General features: G+C 43.9%; 16 protein-coding genes. 13 read left to right on the top strand and 3 right to left on the bottom strand.

Going from position 1 to position 16573, the window contains the following annotated elements:
• The first annotated feature begins 41 nt into the window (after window positions 1-41).
• The 10 genes from NFS34_RS00755 to NFS34_RS00710 all read left to right on the top strand — a co-directional run bounded on the left by NFS34_RS00755 (window position 42) and on the right by NFS34_RS00710 (window position 8987).
• A complete protein-coding gene (locus NFS34_RS00755) occupies window positions 42-1334 on the top strand; it encodes a Do family serine endopeptidase (RefSeq protein ID WP_251357930.1) in 1293 nt (430 codons plus the stop codon).
• Between the two features lie 156 nt (window positions 1335-1490).
• The gene (gene lepA / locus NFS34_RS00750; RefSeq protein ID WP_251357929.1) at window positions 1491-3296 is read left to right on the top strand and encodes a translation elongation factor 4; all 1806 of its coding nucleotides are present in this window, start codon (window positions 1491-1493) and stop codon (window positions 3294-3296) included.
• Between the two features lie 157 nt (window positions 3297-3453).
• A complete protein-coding gene (lepB, locus tag NFS34_RS00745; protein ID WP_251357928.1) occupies window positions 3454-4362 on the top strand; it encodes a signal peptidase I in 909 nt (302 codons plus the stop codon).
• Window positions 4355-4780 (top strand): DUF4845 domain-containing protein, encoded by a 426-nt coding sequence (locus tag NFS34_RS00740; RefSeq protein WP_251357927.1) that lies wholly within the window; start codon window positions 4355-4357, stop codon window positions 4778-4780. The genes lepB and NFS34_RS00740 overlap by 8 nt, the downstream gene beginning before the upstream one ends.
• A gap of 32 nt (window positions 4781-4812) precedes the next feature.
• Window positions 4813-5511, top strand: a complete 699-nt coding sequence (rnc, locus tag NFS34_RS00735; protein WP_251357926.1) for a ribonuclease III — start codon at window positions 4813-4815, stop codon at window positions 5509-5511.
• A 6-nt stretch (window positions 5512-5517) separates the two neighbouring features.
• Window positions 5518-6429 (top strand): GTPase Era, encoded by a 912-nt coding sequence (era, locus tag NFS34_RS00730; protein ID WP_251357925.1) that lies wholly within the window; start codon window positions 5518-5520, stop codon window positions 6427-6429.
• A gap of 242 nt (window positions 6430-6671) precedes the next feature.
• A complete protein-coding gene (gene recO, locus NFS34_RS00725; protein ID WP_251357924.1) occupies window positions 6672-7388 on the top strand; it encodes a DNA repair protein RecO in 717 nt (238 codons plus the stop codon).
• A gap of 74 nt (window positions 7389-7462) precedes the next feature.
• Window positions 7463-8227: a pyridoxine 5'-phosphate synthase gene (pdxJ, locus tag NFS34_RS00720; protein ID WP_251357923.1), complete on the top strand. Its 765-nt coding sequence runs from the start codon at window positions 7463-7465 to the stop codon at window positions 8225-8227.
• 8 nt (window positions 8228-8235) lie between these two features.
• Entirely contained in the window at window positions 8236-8634 is a 399-nt protein-coding gene (acpS, locus tag NFS34_RS00715) for a holo-ACP synthase (protein ID WP_376707947.1), read from the top strand.
• Window positions 8631-8987, top strand: coding sequence for a hypothetical protein (locus NFS34_RS00710; protein WP_251357921.1), 357 nt, complete (start codon window positions 8631-8633; stop codon window positions 8985-8987). Before acpS ends, NFS34_RS00710 begins: the two co-directional genes overlap by 4 nt.
• A 214-nt stretch (window positions 8988-9201) precedes the next feature.
• Here the strand turns inward: NFS34_RS00710 and NFS34_RS00705 are convergent, their stop codons facing one another.
• Entirely contained in the window at window positions 9202-10047 is an 846-nt protein-coding gene (locus NFS34_RS00705) for an NAD(P)-dependent oxidoreductase (RefSeq protein WP_251357920.1), read from the bottom strand.
• 122 nt (window positions 10048-10169) lie between these two features.
• Window positions 10170-10655: a glutathione peroxidase gene (locus tag NFS34_RS00700; protein ID WP_251357919.1), complete on the bottom strand. Its 486-nt coding sequence runs from the start codon at window positions 10653-10655 to the stop codon at window positions 10170-10172.
• A gap of 84 nt (window positions 10656-10739) precedes the next feature.
• Here NFS34_RS00700 and NFS34_RS00695 point away from each other — a divergent pair, with 84 nt between their 5' ends.
• A complete protein-coding gene (locus tag NFS34_RS00695; RefSeq protein WP_251357918.1) occupies window positions 10740-12143 on the top strand; it encodes a M20/M25/M40 family metallo-hydrolase in 1404 nt (467 codons plus the stop codon).
• A gap of 264 nt (window positions 12144-12407) precedes the next feature.
• Window positions 12408-13763: a glycosyltransferase family 2 protein gene (locus NFS34_RS00690; RefSeq protein WP_251357917.1), complete on the top strand. Its 1356-nt coding sequence runs from the start codon at window positions 12408-12410 to the stop codon at window positions 13761-13763.
• Window positions 13764-13829: 66 nt separating this feature from the next.
• Here NFS34_RS00690 and NFS34_RS00685 read toward each other — a convergent pair whose 3' ends face one another.
• The gene (locus NFS34_RS00685) at window positions 13830-14381 is read right to left on the bottom strand and encodes a manganese efflux pump MntP family protein (RefSeq protein ID WP_251357916.1); all 552 of its coding nucleotides are present in this window, start codon (window positions 14379-14381) and stop codon (window positions 13830-13832) included.
• A gap of 152 nt (window positions 14382-14533) precedes the next feature.
• On the opposite strand from NFS34_RS00685, the gene NFS34_RS00680 reads away from it, so the two are divergent.
• A complete protein-coding gene (locus tag NFS34_RS00680) occupies window positions 14534-16465 on the top strand; it encodes an ATP-binding cassette domain-containing protein (protein ID WP_251357915.1) in 1932 nt (643 codons plus the stop codon).
• Window positions 16466-16573: the final 108 nt, after the last annotated feature.

The raw sequence follows: 16573 nt of genomic DNA, 5'->3' as shown, positions 1-16573 counted from the left end.
AGATGTTTAAGTAGCTTAATTTTTAGGAGAGAGACGTCATAATGAAAAAAAGCTTACTCATGTTGAGTTTTATTTTTACTAGCTTGGTGCTTGCGAGCACCGCTCAAGCTGAACGATTCCCCGATTTTACTAAGCTGGTAGAAGAAATTCAGCCCAGCGTGGTTAGCGTTAAGGTGGATGTTCGGCAAAGAGGCCGCTCCATTGGCAAAGCGGGCGGTTCGGGCTTTATTATCGATTCCAAGGGTCATATTCTGACCAACCACCATGTGGTTAACAATAGCGATAAAGTAGCGGTGAAGCTGAATAATGGTCGTGAATACGATGCCAAAATTATTGGTAGCGACGCCCTGTCTGACGTGGCCTTACTAAAAATCGAACCGAAAGGTTTAAAGCTTAAGCCCGTAAAAATTGGTACTTCGCGTGACCTCAAAGTTGGCGAATGGGTTTTAGCTTTTGGTGCGCCTTTTAACCTAGAACAAACCGTTACCGCTGGCATCGTCAGCGCCAAAGGGCGTGGTGGCGTGGGTTCACCCTTTGTGCCTTTTATTCAGACCGATGTGGCAATCAATAGCGGCAACTCGGGCGGCCCTTTGATTAACCTTGATGGCGAAGTGGTCGGCATCAACTCCATGATTTATAACCCGATGATTTCGACCGGTCTGTCGTTTTCAATTCCGATCGATTTAGCCGACTCTGTTGGCGATCAATTGCAGGCTAACGGTAAGGTCATTCGCGGTTATTTGGGCGTGGGTTATGAAGAAGTGGATCAAGGAGTCGTTGACTATTTTGATCTTCCGACGGTAGGCGGTGCGCTGATTAATAGTGTGCAACAGGATTCACCCGCGCAAAAAGCTGGCATCCAGCGTGGCGATATTATTACTGAAATTGAGGGTAATCGGGTGCGTAGTCATCAGGATTTGCCTTACTTTATTGCGCAAATGGAGCCTGGCAGCAAAATCAAGCTTAAAGGCTATCGCGATGGAAAAGCCAAAAGTTTTAGTGCTAAATTGGTCGAGCGGGATGATGATTTCGCTTCGGTACAGCCCCAAGAAAGCGAAAATCGTTTAGGTATTGAAGTCAATAATCTTGGTAACAGCCTTCGTCAGCAGTTAGGAGTGGACTCTGGAGTCGTGGTAACCAAAGTAGAGCCGGGTAGTCCGGCGCAACGCGCTGGTATCAGCCAAGGCGATATTATTACTGAAATTAATCGTAATGATATTGAGAATACCGAGGATTTTTACCGCGTGATGAACGAGCTAAAACGTGCTAATAAGTTGCTGGTATTGGTGACCGGCCGTAATGGTAGTGACTATCGGATTATTTATTTAAATTAACATCCGCTGTAAAACATCAAGCCAGTCGCTTAAACTGTTTAAGTTGACTGGCTTTTTTTATATCCAAAGCCGCGAGTTCTATGCTTTTTAATACTTGGCATTTGGGCTACAATACTGCGCTTTGAGCTAGCCTTGCACTTTAGAGATTGAGCCCCAATGGCCTATACTGATTACATTCGAAATTTTTCCATCATTGCCCACATCGATCATGGCAAGTCTACCCTGTCCGATCGATTGATCCAGCATTGTGGCGGTCTCTCGGAGCGAGAAATGGAAGCGCAGGTATTGGATTCGATGGATCTGGAGCGTGAGCGTGGGATCACCATTAAGGCACAAAGCGTTACTTTGAATTATGCAGCCAAAGACGGCCATACTTATCAGTTAAACTTTATTGATACCCCAGGCCACGTGGATTTTTCCTACGAAGTTTCGCGTTCGCTAGCGGCTTGTGAAGGCGCTTTGCTGGTGGTGGATGCTGCGCAAGGGGTGGAAGCGCAAACCTTGGCTAATTGTTATACTGCCATTGAGCAGGATCTAGAAGTCGTTCCGGTGCTAAATAAAATTGATTTGCCTTCCGCGGAACCGGAAAGAGTGATCCAAGAGATTGAAGACATTGTCGGGATCGAGGCGATGGAAGCGGTGCAATGCTCGGCTAAAACGGGTTTAGGCATTGAAGAGTTGCTCGAAGCCATTGTTAAAGACGTGCCGCCTGCCTATGGTGATCCTGATGCGCCTTTGCAGGCTTTGATTATTGACTCTTGGTTTGATAATTACCTCGGGGTAGTCTCGCTAGTGCGTGTGATGCAGGGAACTATTAAGAAAAACGAAAAGATGCAGGTGATGTCCACTGGTAAAAACCATGTGGTGGATCATGTCGGGATCTTTACCCCTAAGCGCCAAGATTTAGGCGAGCTCAAAGCGGGTGAAGTAGGCTTTGTTATTGCCGGGATTAAAGAAATTCAAGGTGCGCCAGTGGGCGACACCATTACCACGGCTAAAGATCCCGCCGAACAAGCCTTGCCAGGTTTTAAGCAAGTCAAACCGCAGGTTTATGCAGGACTGTTCCCCGTTAATTCTGACGACTATGAAAGTTTTCGTGATGCCTTGGCTAAATTAAGCCTTAACGATGCGTCTTTGTTTTATGAACCAGAAAATTCAACTGCGCTAGGTTTTGGTTTCCGCTGTGGCTTCTTGGGAATGCTTCATATGGAGATTATTCAAGAACGCTTAGAGCGCGAATACAACTTGGATTTAATCACTACCGCGCCGACGGTAATTTACGAAGTGGAAACTACCGATGGTGAAACTTTATACGTAGACAATCCTTCGAAGTTACCACCTGTATCAAACATTAAGGCCATTCGCGAACCTATTTGTGAGGCTAATATTTTAGTGCCGCAGGAACATTTGGGTGCGGTCATTACCTTGTGCGTGGAAAAGCGTGGAATGCAAACCAAAATGCAATACGCCGGTAATCAAGTGTCCTTAAGCTATGATTTGCCTATGAATGAAGCGGTATTGGACTTTTTCGATCGTCTAAAGTCGGTCAGTCGTGGTTACGCTTCCTTGGATTACAGTTTTAAGCGTTTCCAAGAAGATAAGCTAGTTAGAACTGATATTTTAATTAACGGCGAGCGAGTGGATGCATTGGCGTTAATCGTGCATGCCGATCAAGCGCAATACAAAGGCCGCGAGTTGGTCGAGAAAATGAAGGAAATTATTCCGCGCCAGATGTTTGAAGTGGCGATTCAGGCGGCTATCGGCAATCACATCATTGCTCGCTCCACGGTTAAAGCCTTGCGTAAAAACGTTTTGGCGAAATGTTATGGCGGCGATGTTTCGCGTAAACGCAAATTATTAGAAAAACAAAAAGCCGGTAAAAAACGCATGAAGCAGGTAGGCAAAGTAGAAATACCACAAGAAGCATTTCTTGCTGTTCTGCACGTTGGCAAAGACAAATAGTTTGTTTGTGTTATTTTATCCTCATATTTGGTTAAAACTATTCTCGGGTGCTCATTTATATATCAATATAAATTCCGCGTCTCGAATACTTTTGCCGCGTCTGGGCATAAAATCCCTAAATAAACCTTGAAATATAAAATTTAATAATAGGCAGACAATGATTTATTACGATTTTGGATTTTATTTAACGATTGGTGCTGTGGTCACAGGGGTTATTGCGCTGATTGATAAGTTAAAATGGAGCAAAGAGCGCGAAGCTAAAGGCCGTGAATACGATGAAAAAGGTCATGAGGTTTTACCTTTTGCCATTGATATTTCTCGCTCCATGTTTCCGATTATTTTCGGTGTTTTGATTTTACGCTCTTTTTTGTATGAGCCTTACCGGATCCCATCGGGTAGTATGAATCCAGGCTTGTACGATGGTGATTTTATTCTGGTCAATAAATACGCTTACGGCATTCGCCTGCCGGTGACTAACACCCAGATTATTCCTGTTGGTGAGCCGCAGCGTGGTGATGTGATTGTGTTCCATCCGCCAAATCTGGATGATCCAACTAAAGCCATTCAGCCCGCCTATATTAAGCGTTTGTACGGCTTGCCGGGCGATACGCTAACTTGGAATCGCGGTATCTTAACCATTGAAACTAAATGTTTGCCTGAGCAAAAATGCGAAAAGTTTGTGATTAAGCCAGAGTTGGTGTCAACAGAAGTGCCTGAGTTGGTTGACCAATCGCGCTATCAATTTGATTTATATCAGCAAGATGTGTTGGGTAACCAGCATGAGCTGTTGTTTGTGGACAAAAAGTACCGTGGTGGAGCTCACGATCAGCAGTGGCAAGTAACACTACCTGAAGGCAAATATTTTGCTATGGGCGATCACCGTGATAACAGTCGTGATGCGCGTGCTTGGTATGAAGAAAACTCCCAAGCTTTTATTGATAGAGAAGCGATTATTGGTCGTGCCGCCGCTAAGTGGCTATTTATGACCTTTACCGATGAGCCTGTTCTTTTTGGTTGGCATTTACCAAAGGGCATAAGTTTTGGTAGAGTAGGAGCCATTGATTAAGGAATTACAGCAAATAGGAATAACTGGGGGCAAGTTAATGTTAAATAAAAACTTATCAATGAAACAAAAAATACAGGGTGCAACGGCAGCGGGTTGGTTGATTATCGTTATGGTGGTGTTATTTTTTATCTATATTACCATCAAGTTAGTACCTGTTTATATGGAATATGGCAGTGTAAAAAGTTCTATGACTTCTTTATATGAGCAAAAGGTGGCAGGCGAAACTAATAAAAAAATTAAAAGTTTACTCCAAAATAGATTCAATATTAATAGTATCGATTCTGTTAAAGGAGAAGATGCCACCATTAAAGACACCGCCAACGGTAAAGTGATTGTTATTAAATATGACAAGAAAGTTTCTTTATTTGGCAATGTCAGCGCTTTAGTAGAGTTTGAACACGAACAGCCTCTGCAATAACGACTGTTGATCAAGATGTTTTAATTAACCTTATGCCTAATAAGAAAAGTCTGCAAGAGCGCTTATTAAGACGTCTTGATTATCAATTTTCCAACCCCAAACTATTTAAACAGGCGCTTACTCATCGTAGTGCTTCTGGCGCTCATAATGAACGTCTGGAGTTTTTGGGCGATGCCATTTTAGGTATGGTGATTGCCGAGGCGCTGTATCAAAAGTTTCCTAAAATGGATGAAGGCAAGCTCAGTCGCTTTCGTTCAAGTTTGGTCAAAGGTAAAACCTTATCGGTGATCGCCAAAGAAATTGAATTGGGTGACTGTCTTTATTTAGGCGAAGGGGAGCTAAAAACTGGCGGTTATCGCCGTGGTTCCATTTTAGCCGATGCTTTCGAGGCCTTATTAGGCGCTATCTATTTAGACTCAGGGTTTGCAACCGCCAAAGACTTGATTCTCAAGTTATATTATTCCCGAATTGATGACATTTCTGCCGAAACGGTAGTCAAGGACCCAAAAACTCGTTTACAAGAGTGGTTACAATCTCGCAAAGCGGAGCTTCCACAGTACCAGCTGCTTGAAGTATCTGGCGAAGCGCATCAGCAGCACTTTGAAGTCAGCTGTCAGATAGCTTTTAACGGTGAAACCATTACTCAAGGTGATGGCTCAAGTCGTCGTAATGCTGAACAAGCTGCCGCCGAAAAAATGCTAAACTTATTGCTGGATCTCCAAAAAGGCTAACCACAGATGAGCACTGACACTAATCCTGATTTTCGTTGCGGCTATGTAGCGGTTTTAGGCCGTCCGAATGTGGGAAAGTCTACTTTGATGAACCATATTTTAGGGCAAAAAGTCAGTATTACCTCGCGCAAGCCTCAGACTACCCGTCATCGGGTATTAGGGATTTATACCGACGAGGATGCGCAGATCCTATTTGTCGATACGCCGGGTATTCATAAAAAAGAAGCGCGCACCATTAACCGTTATATGAATCGAGCCGCCGCTAGTTCGGTGGATTATGTGGATATCATTATTTTTGTGGTCGATGGTACCGTGTGGAATGAAGATGATGAATTAGTGCTGGAAAAGTTAAAGCAATATCAAGGCAAAACCATTTTATTTGTTAACAAAGTCGATAAGGTTAAGGACAAAGAAGAATTATTGCCGCACTTGCAAACGCTCGGTGAAAAGCATAATTTTGATGTGGTATTTCCGGGCTCTGCACTAAAAGGTGATAATTTAGAACCGCTAGTGCAAGCCTTAAAAGACTGGTTACCGCAAGGGGATTTGTTTTACCCAGAAGATTACATTACCGATCGTAGCTCACGTTTTATGGCGGCGGAATTGGTTCGGGAAAAATTAATGCGCACTTTGGGCGATGAAATTCCTTATTCTTCCACTGTCGAGATTGAGCAGTTTAAGCAGCAAGATAATGGCGTTTTGCATATTAATGCATTGATTTTGGTAGAGCGCAATAGCCAGAAATCCATTATTATTGGTAAGCAAGGCGCGCGCCTTAAGCAAATTGGTAAAGATGCACGCCTAGATATGGAAGAGCAGTTTGGGCAAAAAGTATTTTTAGAAATCTGGGTGAAAGTGAAAGATGGTTGGGCGGATGATGAGCGAGCGCTGCGATCCCTTGGTTACGAAGACCTATAATATTATGGCTATTTTTCCATTCTTCTTTGTTAAAAAGAAAAGCTAAAATACTCACTTATTAATATAAGCTCCGTGTTTATCTTTTCTTTTTGTTTCGAACAATAAAAAAATATCACATAATATGAGTTTAATAAGCTGTTATGTTAGTCAAAAAATTCCTACGAAATATTACCTACCATTTACTAGTGGCCACTGCAAAAAGCACCGCCGCGATAACCTAGCTAGCTATAGCAGTTAATACAATGTCAAAAGATACTCTAACTCCAGCTTTTATTCTGCATACACGACCTTTTAAGGAAACCAGTTTGTTGGTGGAAGCTTTTACGTTGGAGGAAGGACGGGTGAGCTTAGTGGCTAAAGGAGCGCGTTCGGCCTCGAACAAGAACCAAAAGCGTGCTTTGCTGCAACCCTTTTATCCCTTATCCATCAGTTGGTTAGGGCGCGCAAATTTAAAAACACTAAAGCAGCTGGATAGTTGCGGATTACCGTTTCAGTTAAACGGTATCAACAATCTTTGCGGGCTTTATCTGAACGAGTTACTGCTAAAACTACTGATTCAATGGGATCCACACCTAGAGCTGTTCGAAGTGTATCAACAAACGCTAGAATTATTACAAAGCAGCGATAGCCCGCAAATCCTATTGCGTGAGTTTGAACTGTATTTGCTCGATGAGCTGGGTTATGCCATCGACTGGACGGCGGATATCCATGGCGACTTAATCGATGAAAAACAGGAGTACTCTTATATTCCGCAGCAAGGCTTTGCTATTGAGTCATTAAAGCGCGGCTTGTTAATCAAAGGCGATTTAATTAACGCAGTGGCACAGCGTCAGTGGCAACACAAGGGTAGCGTTGCTATAGCCAGAACCGTCAACAAGCATATTATCGATCACATTCTGGATGGCAAGGAGCTTAATAGTCGTAAACTTTTGCAACAAACGCTTGCACTTCAAGCCTAAGCTTACTAGCCTATCACTATTATTTTAACTCGAATACTAATGCCAAAACTAGTACCAATACTAAGGGGTAGCTTATGACGCCCATCAACCACTTCCAGCCTATTTTACTTGGGGTCAATATCGACCACATTGCTACTCTGCGCAATGCGCGTGGTACCCAATACCCTGATCCGGTGCAAGCCGCTTTTAACGCTGAGCAAAATGGCGCCGACGGGATCACCATTCATCTGCGCGAAGACCGTCGCCATATTACTGATCGCGATGTCGAGCAGCTTGCCAGTACCATTCAAACGCGGATGAATTTGGAAATGGCTGTGACGGATGAAATGCTTGCCATTGCCGAGAAAACAAAGCCGGCTTACGTTTGCCTAGTGCCAGAAAAACGCGAAGAGTTGACTACCGAAGGCGGCTTGGACGTTAAAGGTCAGGAATCAAAAATTAAAGAGGCTTGCCATCGAATGGCGGAAGCAGGGATAAAAGTATCGCTATTTATTGATGCCAATCAAAAGCAAATTGACGCCGCCGCCCGAACGGGCGCTGAATATATTGAACTGCATACCGGCGAATATGCCGATGCGAAAAGCGAGCAAATGCAACAAGAAGAATTAGTCAGAATCCAACAGGGCGTAACTCATGCCGTTAGCGAAGGACTGTTGGTCAATGCCGGTCACGGTTTGCATTATCATAATGTGCAGCCGATTGCAGCAATCAAAGACATTATCGAACTTAATATTGGTCATGCCATTATTGGCCGAGCGGTTTTATCGGGCTTAGATAAAGCGGTTTCTGATATGAAAAAACTGATGATCGAAGCGCGCCAATGGGCTTATCAAGACTAGGTTAAAGCATCATGATTTTTGGCATTGGTACCGACATTATTTCTTTAGAGCGGATAGAACAATCGCTTGAGCGTAATGGTGATAAATTTGCACAGCGGATCTTGTCAGAGTCAGAGTTGATAAAATACCAAGAAATATCCGAAAAACATCCCAAAAGCAAAGTCGCTTTTTTAGCTAAAAAATTTGCCGCCAAAGAAGCGATTTCCAAAGCGCTCGGTACCGGAATGCGCAAAGGCATTGATTTTGTTCAGCTGTCGATTTCGCATGATGTTTTGGGTAAACCGGTAGTGACGTTAACCGGTAAAGCTGAACAATGGGCTAAGCAAAATTATATCCAAAAAGTGCAAGTTACTATTTCCGATGAAAAACATTATGCCGTGGCTTTTGCCGTAGCGGAGTGTTCGTGAGAATACTTTTTATTTTAGGCTTTATTACTCTATTACCTGCTTGTGATATGTGTGGTAATCAGATTATTAGCGAGACTCCAAGCCCAGATTTAAGACAAAAAATAGTGGTTTTTGAAAGGAGTTGCGGAGCTACAACAGGTTTTTCCAATCACATTTCGATTTTGGATATTAATGAGGAACTTGCTAACGAACCTGGAAATATATTTATTGCTGATGGTCATCATGACGAAAATTTACCTAAAGTGATTTGGAAGTCAGAGGATCAGCTTGAAATATCCTATACAAATAATGGCGATGTCTATAAGAAAGAGTCTTCCTTAAAAGACGTAGCTATTCTTTTTAGCGCTTTATAGCCTGTTATCCATGAGAATTTTCTTTGCTCGTCCAAAGAAAACTAACTAAAAGAAAGGACTCCCAATCACTGCGCCCCGCGGCTTCCCTAAAACAGTAAATTCATTAACGCGTCGTTATGATGGAACATCCCTGTTCCTCATAACTCAATTTGCAGTCCTGCAAATTGACGCTATTCAATTACTGTTTTAGGCTAGTTATTAGGGCAACAAAGAGCTAATCCAAAAACAAGTCCTTTTTAATATGCGCCTCAAACTCTGGGTTATAAGCATACTTCGAGAAATCAGTTTCCCCGGCAGCTTTTAACACTTCTTCATCAATTAACCATAAGCCGGTATAGTTTTGGCTGGGGTGGGTTAATATTACCTTGGCCGCGTCTGCCATAATGGCGGGTGTTCGAGCGTAATTGAGCATTTCTTTATTGCCTACGGCAAACTCAATCGCGGCGGTGGCGATGTAGGTTTGTGGCCATAGGGTATTGACCGCAATACCGTACTCTTTAAATTCTTCAGCCATACCTTTGGATAGCAAGCTCATACCATACTTCGATAGGGTGTAAGGCGAGTAGTCCTTGAGCCATTGGATATTCATATTGATGGGCGGCGACAAACTTAAAATATGCGGGTTATCCGAACGTTTAAGATAAGGCAAAGCGTAATGAGCAAAGACATAAACCGCGCGCGAGTTGATCTGTTGCATCAAGTCATAACGCACCGGTGAGGTATCTTCTACTTTAGTCAGGCTAATAGCCCCTGCGTTATTCACAACGATATCAATACCGCCAAATTCTTCGGCTATAGTGTTACAAAGTTTTTTAATGGCTTTTTCATCGCGTACATCAATTTGGACAGGAACTGCGCGACCACCTAAATCTTCGATCTCCTTGGCAACGCTATGGATAGTACCGGGAAGTTTGGGATGCGGCTCGGCAGATTTTGCCGCAATAATCACGATAGCGCCTGCTTTAGCACAGGTAAGCGCAATTTCACGACCAATGCCGCGGCTAGCGCCAGTGATGATAACGACTTTGTCTTTTAATTGGGTGTTGTTTATGTTGGGCATCTTGAAACCTTATGGGCTTGTCATTGTGAGCAGCGCTCTTTGCTATGGAGCGATCTCGAATACTAATGCTTGCTAATTTGAGATTACTTCATCGCTATCACTCCTCGTAATGACAAAGGATTTTATTTTGCTAATTCTCGCTCAATCGCACTTTCTAGTTTTTGTGGTTTAGTCACAGTGGCGAAGCGTTTGACGACTTTACCATCCTTGCCCACTAAAAATTTCGTAAAGTTCCACTTGATGTTGGTGCTGCCAAAAAAACCGCGCGCATTGTCTTTTAAGTAAGCAAAAGCAGGGTGGGTGTCATCGCCATTGACATCAACCTTTGAAAAGAGTGGAAAGGAAATATTAAAGTTCAGATCACAAAAGTTTTTAATTTCCTCATCGGAGCCTTTTTCTTGATTCTTAAACTGGTTGCAGGGAAACGCTAAGATCTCAAACCCTTGCTCTTGGTATTTAGTATATAGTTCCTGCAAACCCTTATATTGTGGCGTAAAACCGCAGGCGCTGGCAGTATTTACAACTAGTAACACTTTACCTTGGTATTCGCTTAAAGAAATTTCTTTACCGTTATTTAAAACCGCCGAGTAATCGTATATGGTAGACATCAATTTGGCCTCATCAGGAAGAATAGCCCATTCAACCGTTACTGGTCTGCGCTGTCAAGCCTAGAACTATTGAGAGAGAAATTTATGAAACTCGCTAGCTTTGCTTTTACCATTTTGGCTTTATTTCACACCCCATTGGCAACCTTTGCTCAAGCTCCTAGCTTGGATGCTGAAGATATAAAAATTGCCGAGCAGCTTCGAGATGAAGCGTTAAAAAGCTCCAAAGGTTACGCCATTGTAGAGTCCTTAACCACTGAAGTGGGGCCAAGAATGGCGGGAACACCTGGCGATGCCGCCGCAGTCAAGTGGGGCGAAGCGAAACTCAAAGAATTAGGCTTTGATAAGGTTTGGAAAGAGCCGGTGACCTTTCCGACTTGGAAGCGCGGAGTGGAAACTGCTGAAGTGATTTCGCCCTATCCGCAGCCACTGGTAATCACTGCTTTGGGCTTTAGTATTGGTACTGCTGCCGAAGGGTTAACTGCTGAAATTAAGGCTTATGAAACTTTAGAGGATTTAAAAAATGCGCCCGATAATGATGCTAAAGGCAAAATTGTTTTTATTAAGTACAAGATGAAAAAAGCGCGTGATGGCTCTGGCTATGGTCCCGCGGTTTCGGCGCGCGGTTCTGGCGCAGTTGAAGCTGCCAAAAAAGGCGCGGTGGGCATTTTAATCCGCTCGATTGGTACTGATTCACATCGAATGGCGCACACTGGCATGATGCGCTATGCCGATGATGTAGTTCGCATTCCTGCGGCGGCATTGTCTGCGCCTGATGCGGATTTATTGGAAAATATGCTTAAGCGCGGCAAGCCAGTAGAAGTCAAAATGACTCTGGGAGCGCGTGATGGCCAAGAATACACCTCCTATAACGTGATTGGCGAAATTACCGGTTCTGAAAAGCCGGAAGAGTATGTGCTTATTGGTGGCCATTTAGATTCTTGGGATTTGGGAACGGGTGCGCTTGATGATGGCGCTGGGGTTGCCATTACTACCGCCGCGGCGGAGTTGATCGCGCGGCTACCGCAACGACCAAAACGCTCCATTCGAGTCATTATGTGGGCAAACGAAGAGCAAGGCTTGGTAGGAGCAAAGGCCTATGCCGAAGCGCATAAAAATGATTTAAACAATATTATTACCGGCGCTGAGTCTGATTTTGGAGCTGGCAAAATCTGGCGCATCGACTCGCGAGTAAAAGCCGATGCTCTGCCGGTGGCTAAGAAAATTGCCGAGATCATGGAGCCATTAGGTATTTCTTATGGCAATAACCGAGCTGGTGGTGGACCCGATCTGATTCCTTTACGCCAATTGGGGGTTTCGGTATTTTCTTTACGCCAAGACGGTACCGATTATTTCGATTACCACCATACGCCAGACGATACACTGGATAAAATTGATAAAGCAGCGCTTGACCAAAACACCGCAGCTTATGTGGTGCTAGCTTACTTAAGCGCGCAGATGGATGGCGATTTTGGAACGGATATCGAGTAAAATTTAATCAAAACACGAATATAGTGTGACATATTTCACATTGTAAAAGTTCCTACAAAAAGTGAGAGGCAAGCCACAAGCTTGTCTCTTTTTTTTGTGATCCGAGTCAAGTCTAGAGCTTTGTATGCACCGATGCTTGTGCAATAATTCCGCCTGAATTTTAGCCACGTTAGATTAAGTCCCCGACGAGTAAGTTTGAACTCAGGTGTTAAAAGCCAATGAAAACTAGCTATTCGTCCCGTGGCCCAATAATCGTTAAACCCTATGAGTGAAAATTTGAAACAGAAGCTAAAGACTTTTGGGTTGTTTTTTGGCCTATATTCAGCAACCATGGCTATTTTTTATTTAGCCCTGACCGCTAGTGAATCACCTATTAGTAGCCTTGATGGTACTCGGTTAGTACTTTTTATGATGGTGCTACCCTTACTTATCAAGCTGGTGTTACAGCTGGTGTCGGCAATATGGTACAGCTATAAAGAAAAGCATCATTTGGTGCAAGAACACACCAACCCTAAAGTAAGTGTTTTGTTACCGGCCTGGAACGAAGAAGTGGGTATTGTTAAAACCATGATGTCGGTTCTAAATTCAAACTATCAAAATTTGCAGTTGGTGGTGATCAACGACGGTTCAACTGACAAGACTGACAGCTTGGTGCGCCAATTTATTGCGCAATACGAGCCAGAGCCTGATACGCGTGAAATCAAATATTTATCGCTACCCAATGGTGGTAAAGCGAAAGCTCTAAATGAAGGTTTGGAGTTGGCGGATGGCGAGATCGTTATTACGGTTGATGCCGACTGTGTGATGGATCCTGACGCGGTGGAAAATTTCGTTCAACGTTTTAACGATCCTTATGTAGGCGCTGTTGCTGGTAATGTGATTATTGGAAATCGCAAAAAGCCCATCGAGCTCATTCAGCAGCTAGAGTACGTCTGCGGCTTTTTCTTCAAGCGTGCCGATTCGGTGTTTAACTCTGTGTATATTATTGGCGGTGCAGCCGCCGCTTACCGTAGAAAGGTATTGGTGGATCTAAAAGGTTTTGACCCAGAGTTGATTACTGAAGATGTAGAAATGTCGATGCGCATTTTAGGTCATGGCTACAAAACTCGCTATGCGCACAACGCGGTAATTTATACCGAAGGCCCGTCGGATTGGAAAGGTTTGTGTAATCAGCGTTTGCGCTGGAAATATGGTCGTATTTTGACTTATCTAAGGCATAAGGAATTATTTTTTAGTAAACACCATCAAAATCCTTATTTATCCTGGGTGATCCTGCCGTTAGCTGTGTATTCTGAAATCTTATTGCTCTTGCAGGGACTCTTATTGACCTTCTTCTTTGCTTATACTTTTATTAGCAGCGACTATTTGCCCCTTGCCATTATGATTCTGTTCTCAACGGTGATGGTTACCGGCCAGATCTTGACCGATTCAAAAAAAGATTTTCATAGCAACTTGCTGGGCCTAGCGCCAATTGCTTGGTTGTTGCTGTACGCTATTGATTTTGTCGAGTTTCAGGCTTTGGTTCGAAGCCTAAAGCGTCTGTTCAAACGCGAATCGCTGAAATGGCAAAAGTGGAGTCGAATCGGAATTGGTCAACAAACGGCTAAGCAAACGATTTAACCTACCTTATTAAATAGCGTAAAAAAGCCAGAGCACAAAACTCTGGCTTTTTTGAACATTCTTTGCCTAAGACAATACGATTTTAAAGCCGATCAGGATAAGGATAACGCCGCCGAGAAGTTCGGCTTTACTTTCCAACCAAGTGCCATTTTTATTGCCGACTTGATGCCCAAGAAGGACGCCAACCCAGCTAAAAGCAAAGGTGGTAACACCAATAATCAAGCAAGCGATAAAAGGGTTTACTGGTAACAAAGTTAGGGTAAAACCTGCTGCCATGGCATCAATGCTGGTGGCTATGGATAAAATCAGCATGACTTTGTGGCTAGTGCTGGGGATATTATTTTCGATGCTGTGTGAAAACGACTCGTAAATCATTTTGCTACCGATTAACAGCAATAGCAAGAAAGCGATCCAAGGCGCAAAAGATTGCATCCAACCCAAAACTCCTAGGCCGCCAAGATAACCCAGCAAAGGCATCAAGCCTTGGAATAGGCCAAAGTAGAGCCCCGCCATTATCGCTAATGAACCCGTGTTTTTATTTTGTTTAGCGCCTAGGCCAATGGATACAGCGAAGGCATCCATGCTTAATGCCAATGCTAAGATAATAACTTCGAACATACTAAGCTTTTAGTGGCCTTGCCGGTTACTCTAAAATCGTGTTGAAAATGATAGCATGCAGCCAAATGTAACAACATGACTTTATCCGCTTGTGCCACTTCGGTTGCGCTATATAATAGGCGCAATTCTTTTTACGATTAATTCTCGCCACTATGCTGTTTTTCGAAAACACTTCCCTAAGACGCGGTAAAAAGGTGCTGTTTGAGCAGGCATCTTTTATTGTTAATCCGCAGGATAAAGTAGGGGTGACCGGCGCTAATGGTACCGGTAAGTCTTCGCTATTTGCATTAGTAAGAGGAGAGTTGGAAGAAGACGATGGTGATTTCTCAAAATCCAATGGTATTGTGATTTCCAGCGTGCGCCAAGAAACGCCAACGGTTTCTATTGCCGCCATTGATTATGTTTTACAAGGCGATGCAGAGTTAATTGAGCTGCAACGACAATTAGCCATCGCAGAAGCGGGTAACCATGGCGATGCGATTGGTGAGTTACACCAGAAGCTGGCGGATATTGACGCTTATACGGCTCATTCGCGGGCGGGTGCGCTGATGCACGGCTTGGGGTTTAGCGCTGCGCAGGAAAATCTAGCGGTTAACAGCTTTTCAGGTGGCTGGCGGATGCGTTTAAATTTAGCGCAAGCGCTTATGTGTCGTTCGGATTTATTATTACTGGATGAGCCAACAAACCATCTTGATTTAGAAGCGGTGGTGTGGCTGGAAAAATGGCTAAAAGCCTATCAAGGCGCGATTTTATTGATTTCTCACGATAGAGACTTTCTGGATCGGGTGGTCAATCGAATCGCCCATATCGAACAGCAAGCGATAAAAGTTTACACCGGTAACTATTCTGATTTCGAAATTCAGCGTGCCGAACAGTTAGCGCAGCAACAAAGTCAGTTCGAGCGGCAACAAAAAGAAATTGCCCACATGCAATCCTTTGTCACCCGCTTCAAGGCCAAGGCGAGCAAGGCTAAACAGGCGCAATCGCGGGTCAAAGCCTTAGAGCGCATGGAGCTGATCGCGCCAGCGCATGTGGATTCGCCTTTTGATTTTGCTTTTCCAGAGCTAGGGCATGTGCCAGCGCCATTGCTACAAATTAAAGATGCCGCTTTGGGTTATCAAACTGATAAAGAGCAGATCACCATTTTAAATCAGATTGGTTTTTCGTTATTACCCGGCGATCGCATTGGCTTATTGGGTAAAAACGGAGCTGGTAAATCCACGCTTATCAAATCCCTAGTGCAACACATTCCTTTGTTGGCAGGCGAGCGAGTGGCGGCAAAGACCATAAATATTGGCTACTTTGCTCAGCATCAGCTCGATCAGCTACATCCTGATATGTCGCCTTTGCAGCATTTGCAGCGCGATTATCCCGAAAAAACTGAGCAAGAGCTTCGAAACTTTCTTGGTGGTTTTGATTTTAACGGTGACAAGGCTTTGGAGCCTGTGGCCCCTTTTTCTGGCGGAGAAAAAGCGCGTTTGGTTCTAGCGTTGCTGGTCTATTCTAAGCCGAATGTCTTATTGCTCGATGAACCCACCAACCACTTGGATCTGGAAATGCGCCATGCGATGACGGTGGCTTTCCAGAATTTTGAAGGTGCGATCTTATTGGTCTCGCACGATCGCCATATGCTCAAAACCGTTTGTGACGATTTGTACTTGGTGGCTAATGGCGGGGTTGAGCAGTTTAAAGGCGATCTAGACGATTATGCCAAATGGACGCTTGAGCAGGAAAAGCTAACTAGAAATAGCGCTCAAGAAACGACAGACCATCAAGAAGCTGCTCCTCAAGAAAAACCTGATATGACCTTGTCGCGTAAAGAGCAGCGGCAAATTGAGGCGCAAAAGCGCCAACAGTTACAACCGCTACTGAAAAAGTTGAAGCAATTGGATAAACAGCTGGAAACTTTGCAACAGCGAAAGAGTGAGCTGGATACGCAAATGGCGCTACCAAGTTTGTATGAGGAGTCCAATAAAGCACAGCTGATGACCTTGACCAGTGAATATACTCAAGTAAATCAACAGCTTGAGGTGCTTGAAGAGGACTGGCTGATGCTTAACGAAGAGCTGGAAGCGGCTCAATAGTGTTCGCTTAGCGCAATCATGGCCAATTATGGATTTCCATGCCTTGCCAGTTTCCTATCGCCGAAACACTTGCTAGACTAGATGCCAATTGCAAAACGCTCGATAATG

This window comes from Kangiella sp. TOML190 (assembly GCF_023706045.1).
Taxonomy (GTDB): domain Bacteria; phylum Pseudomonadota; class Gammaproteobacteria; order Enterobacterales; family Kangiellaceae; genus Kangiella.
The sequence above is the reverse complement of the archived record's forward strand: the minus strand, read 5'-3'. Positions and strand labels throughout refer to the sequence as shown.

Coding starts and splice junctions, on each gene's coding strand:
- NFS34_RS00755 (WP_251357930.1), top strand. CDS start 42: ATGAAAAAAAGCTTACTCATGTTGAGTTTTATTTTTACTAGCTTGGTG.
- lepA (WP_251357929.1), top strand. CDS start 1,491: ATGGCCTATACTGATTACATTCGAAATTTTTCCATCATTGCCCACATC.
- lepB (WP_251357928.1), top strand. CDS start 3,454: ATGATTTATTACGATTTTGGATTTTATTTAACGATTGGTGCTGTGGTC.
- rnc (WP_251357926.1), top strand. CDS start 4,813: ATGCCTAATAAGAAAAGTCTGCAAGAGCGCTTATTAAGACGTCTTGAT.
- era (WP_251357925.1), top strand. CDS start 5,518: ATGAGCACTGACACTAATCCTGATTTTCGTTGCGGCTATGTAGCGGTT.
- recO (WP_251357924.1), top strand. CDS start 6,672: ATGTCAAAAGATACTCTAACTCCAGCTTTTATTCTGCATACACGACCT.
- pdxJ (WP_251357923.1), top strand. CDS start 7,463: ATGACGCCCATCAACCACTTCCAGCCTATTTTACTTGGGGTCAATATC.
- NFS34_RS00705 (WP_251357920.1), bottom strand. CDS start 10,047: ATGCCCAACATAAACAACACCCAATTAAAAGACAAAGTCGTTATCATC.
- NFS34_RS00700 (WP_251357919.1), bottom strand. CDS start 10,655: ATGTCTACCATATACGATTACTCGGCGGTTTTAAATAACGGTAAAGAA.
- NFS34_RS00695 (WP_251357918.1), top strand. CDS start 10,740: ATGAAACTCGCTAGCTTTGCTTTTACCATTTTGGCTTTATTTCACACC.
- NFS34_RS00690 (WP_251357917.1), top strand. CDS start 12,408: ATGAGTGAAAATTTGAAACAGAAGCTAAAGACTTTTGGGTTGTTTTTT.
- NFS34_RS00685 (WP_251357916.1), bottom strand. CDS start 14,381: ATGTTCGAAGTTATTATCTTAGCATTGGCATTAAGCATGGATGCCTTC.
- NFS34_RS00680 (WP_251357915.1), top strand. CDS start 14,534: ATGCTGTTTTTCGAAAACACTTCCCTAAGACGCGGTAAAAAGGTGCTG.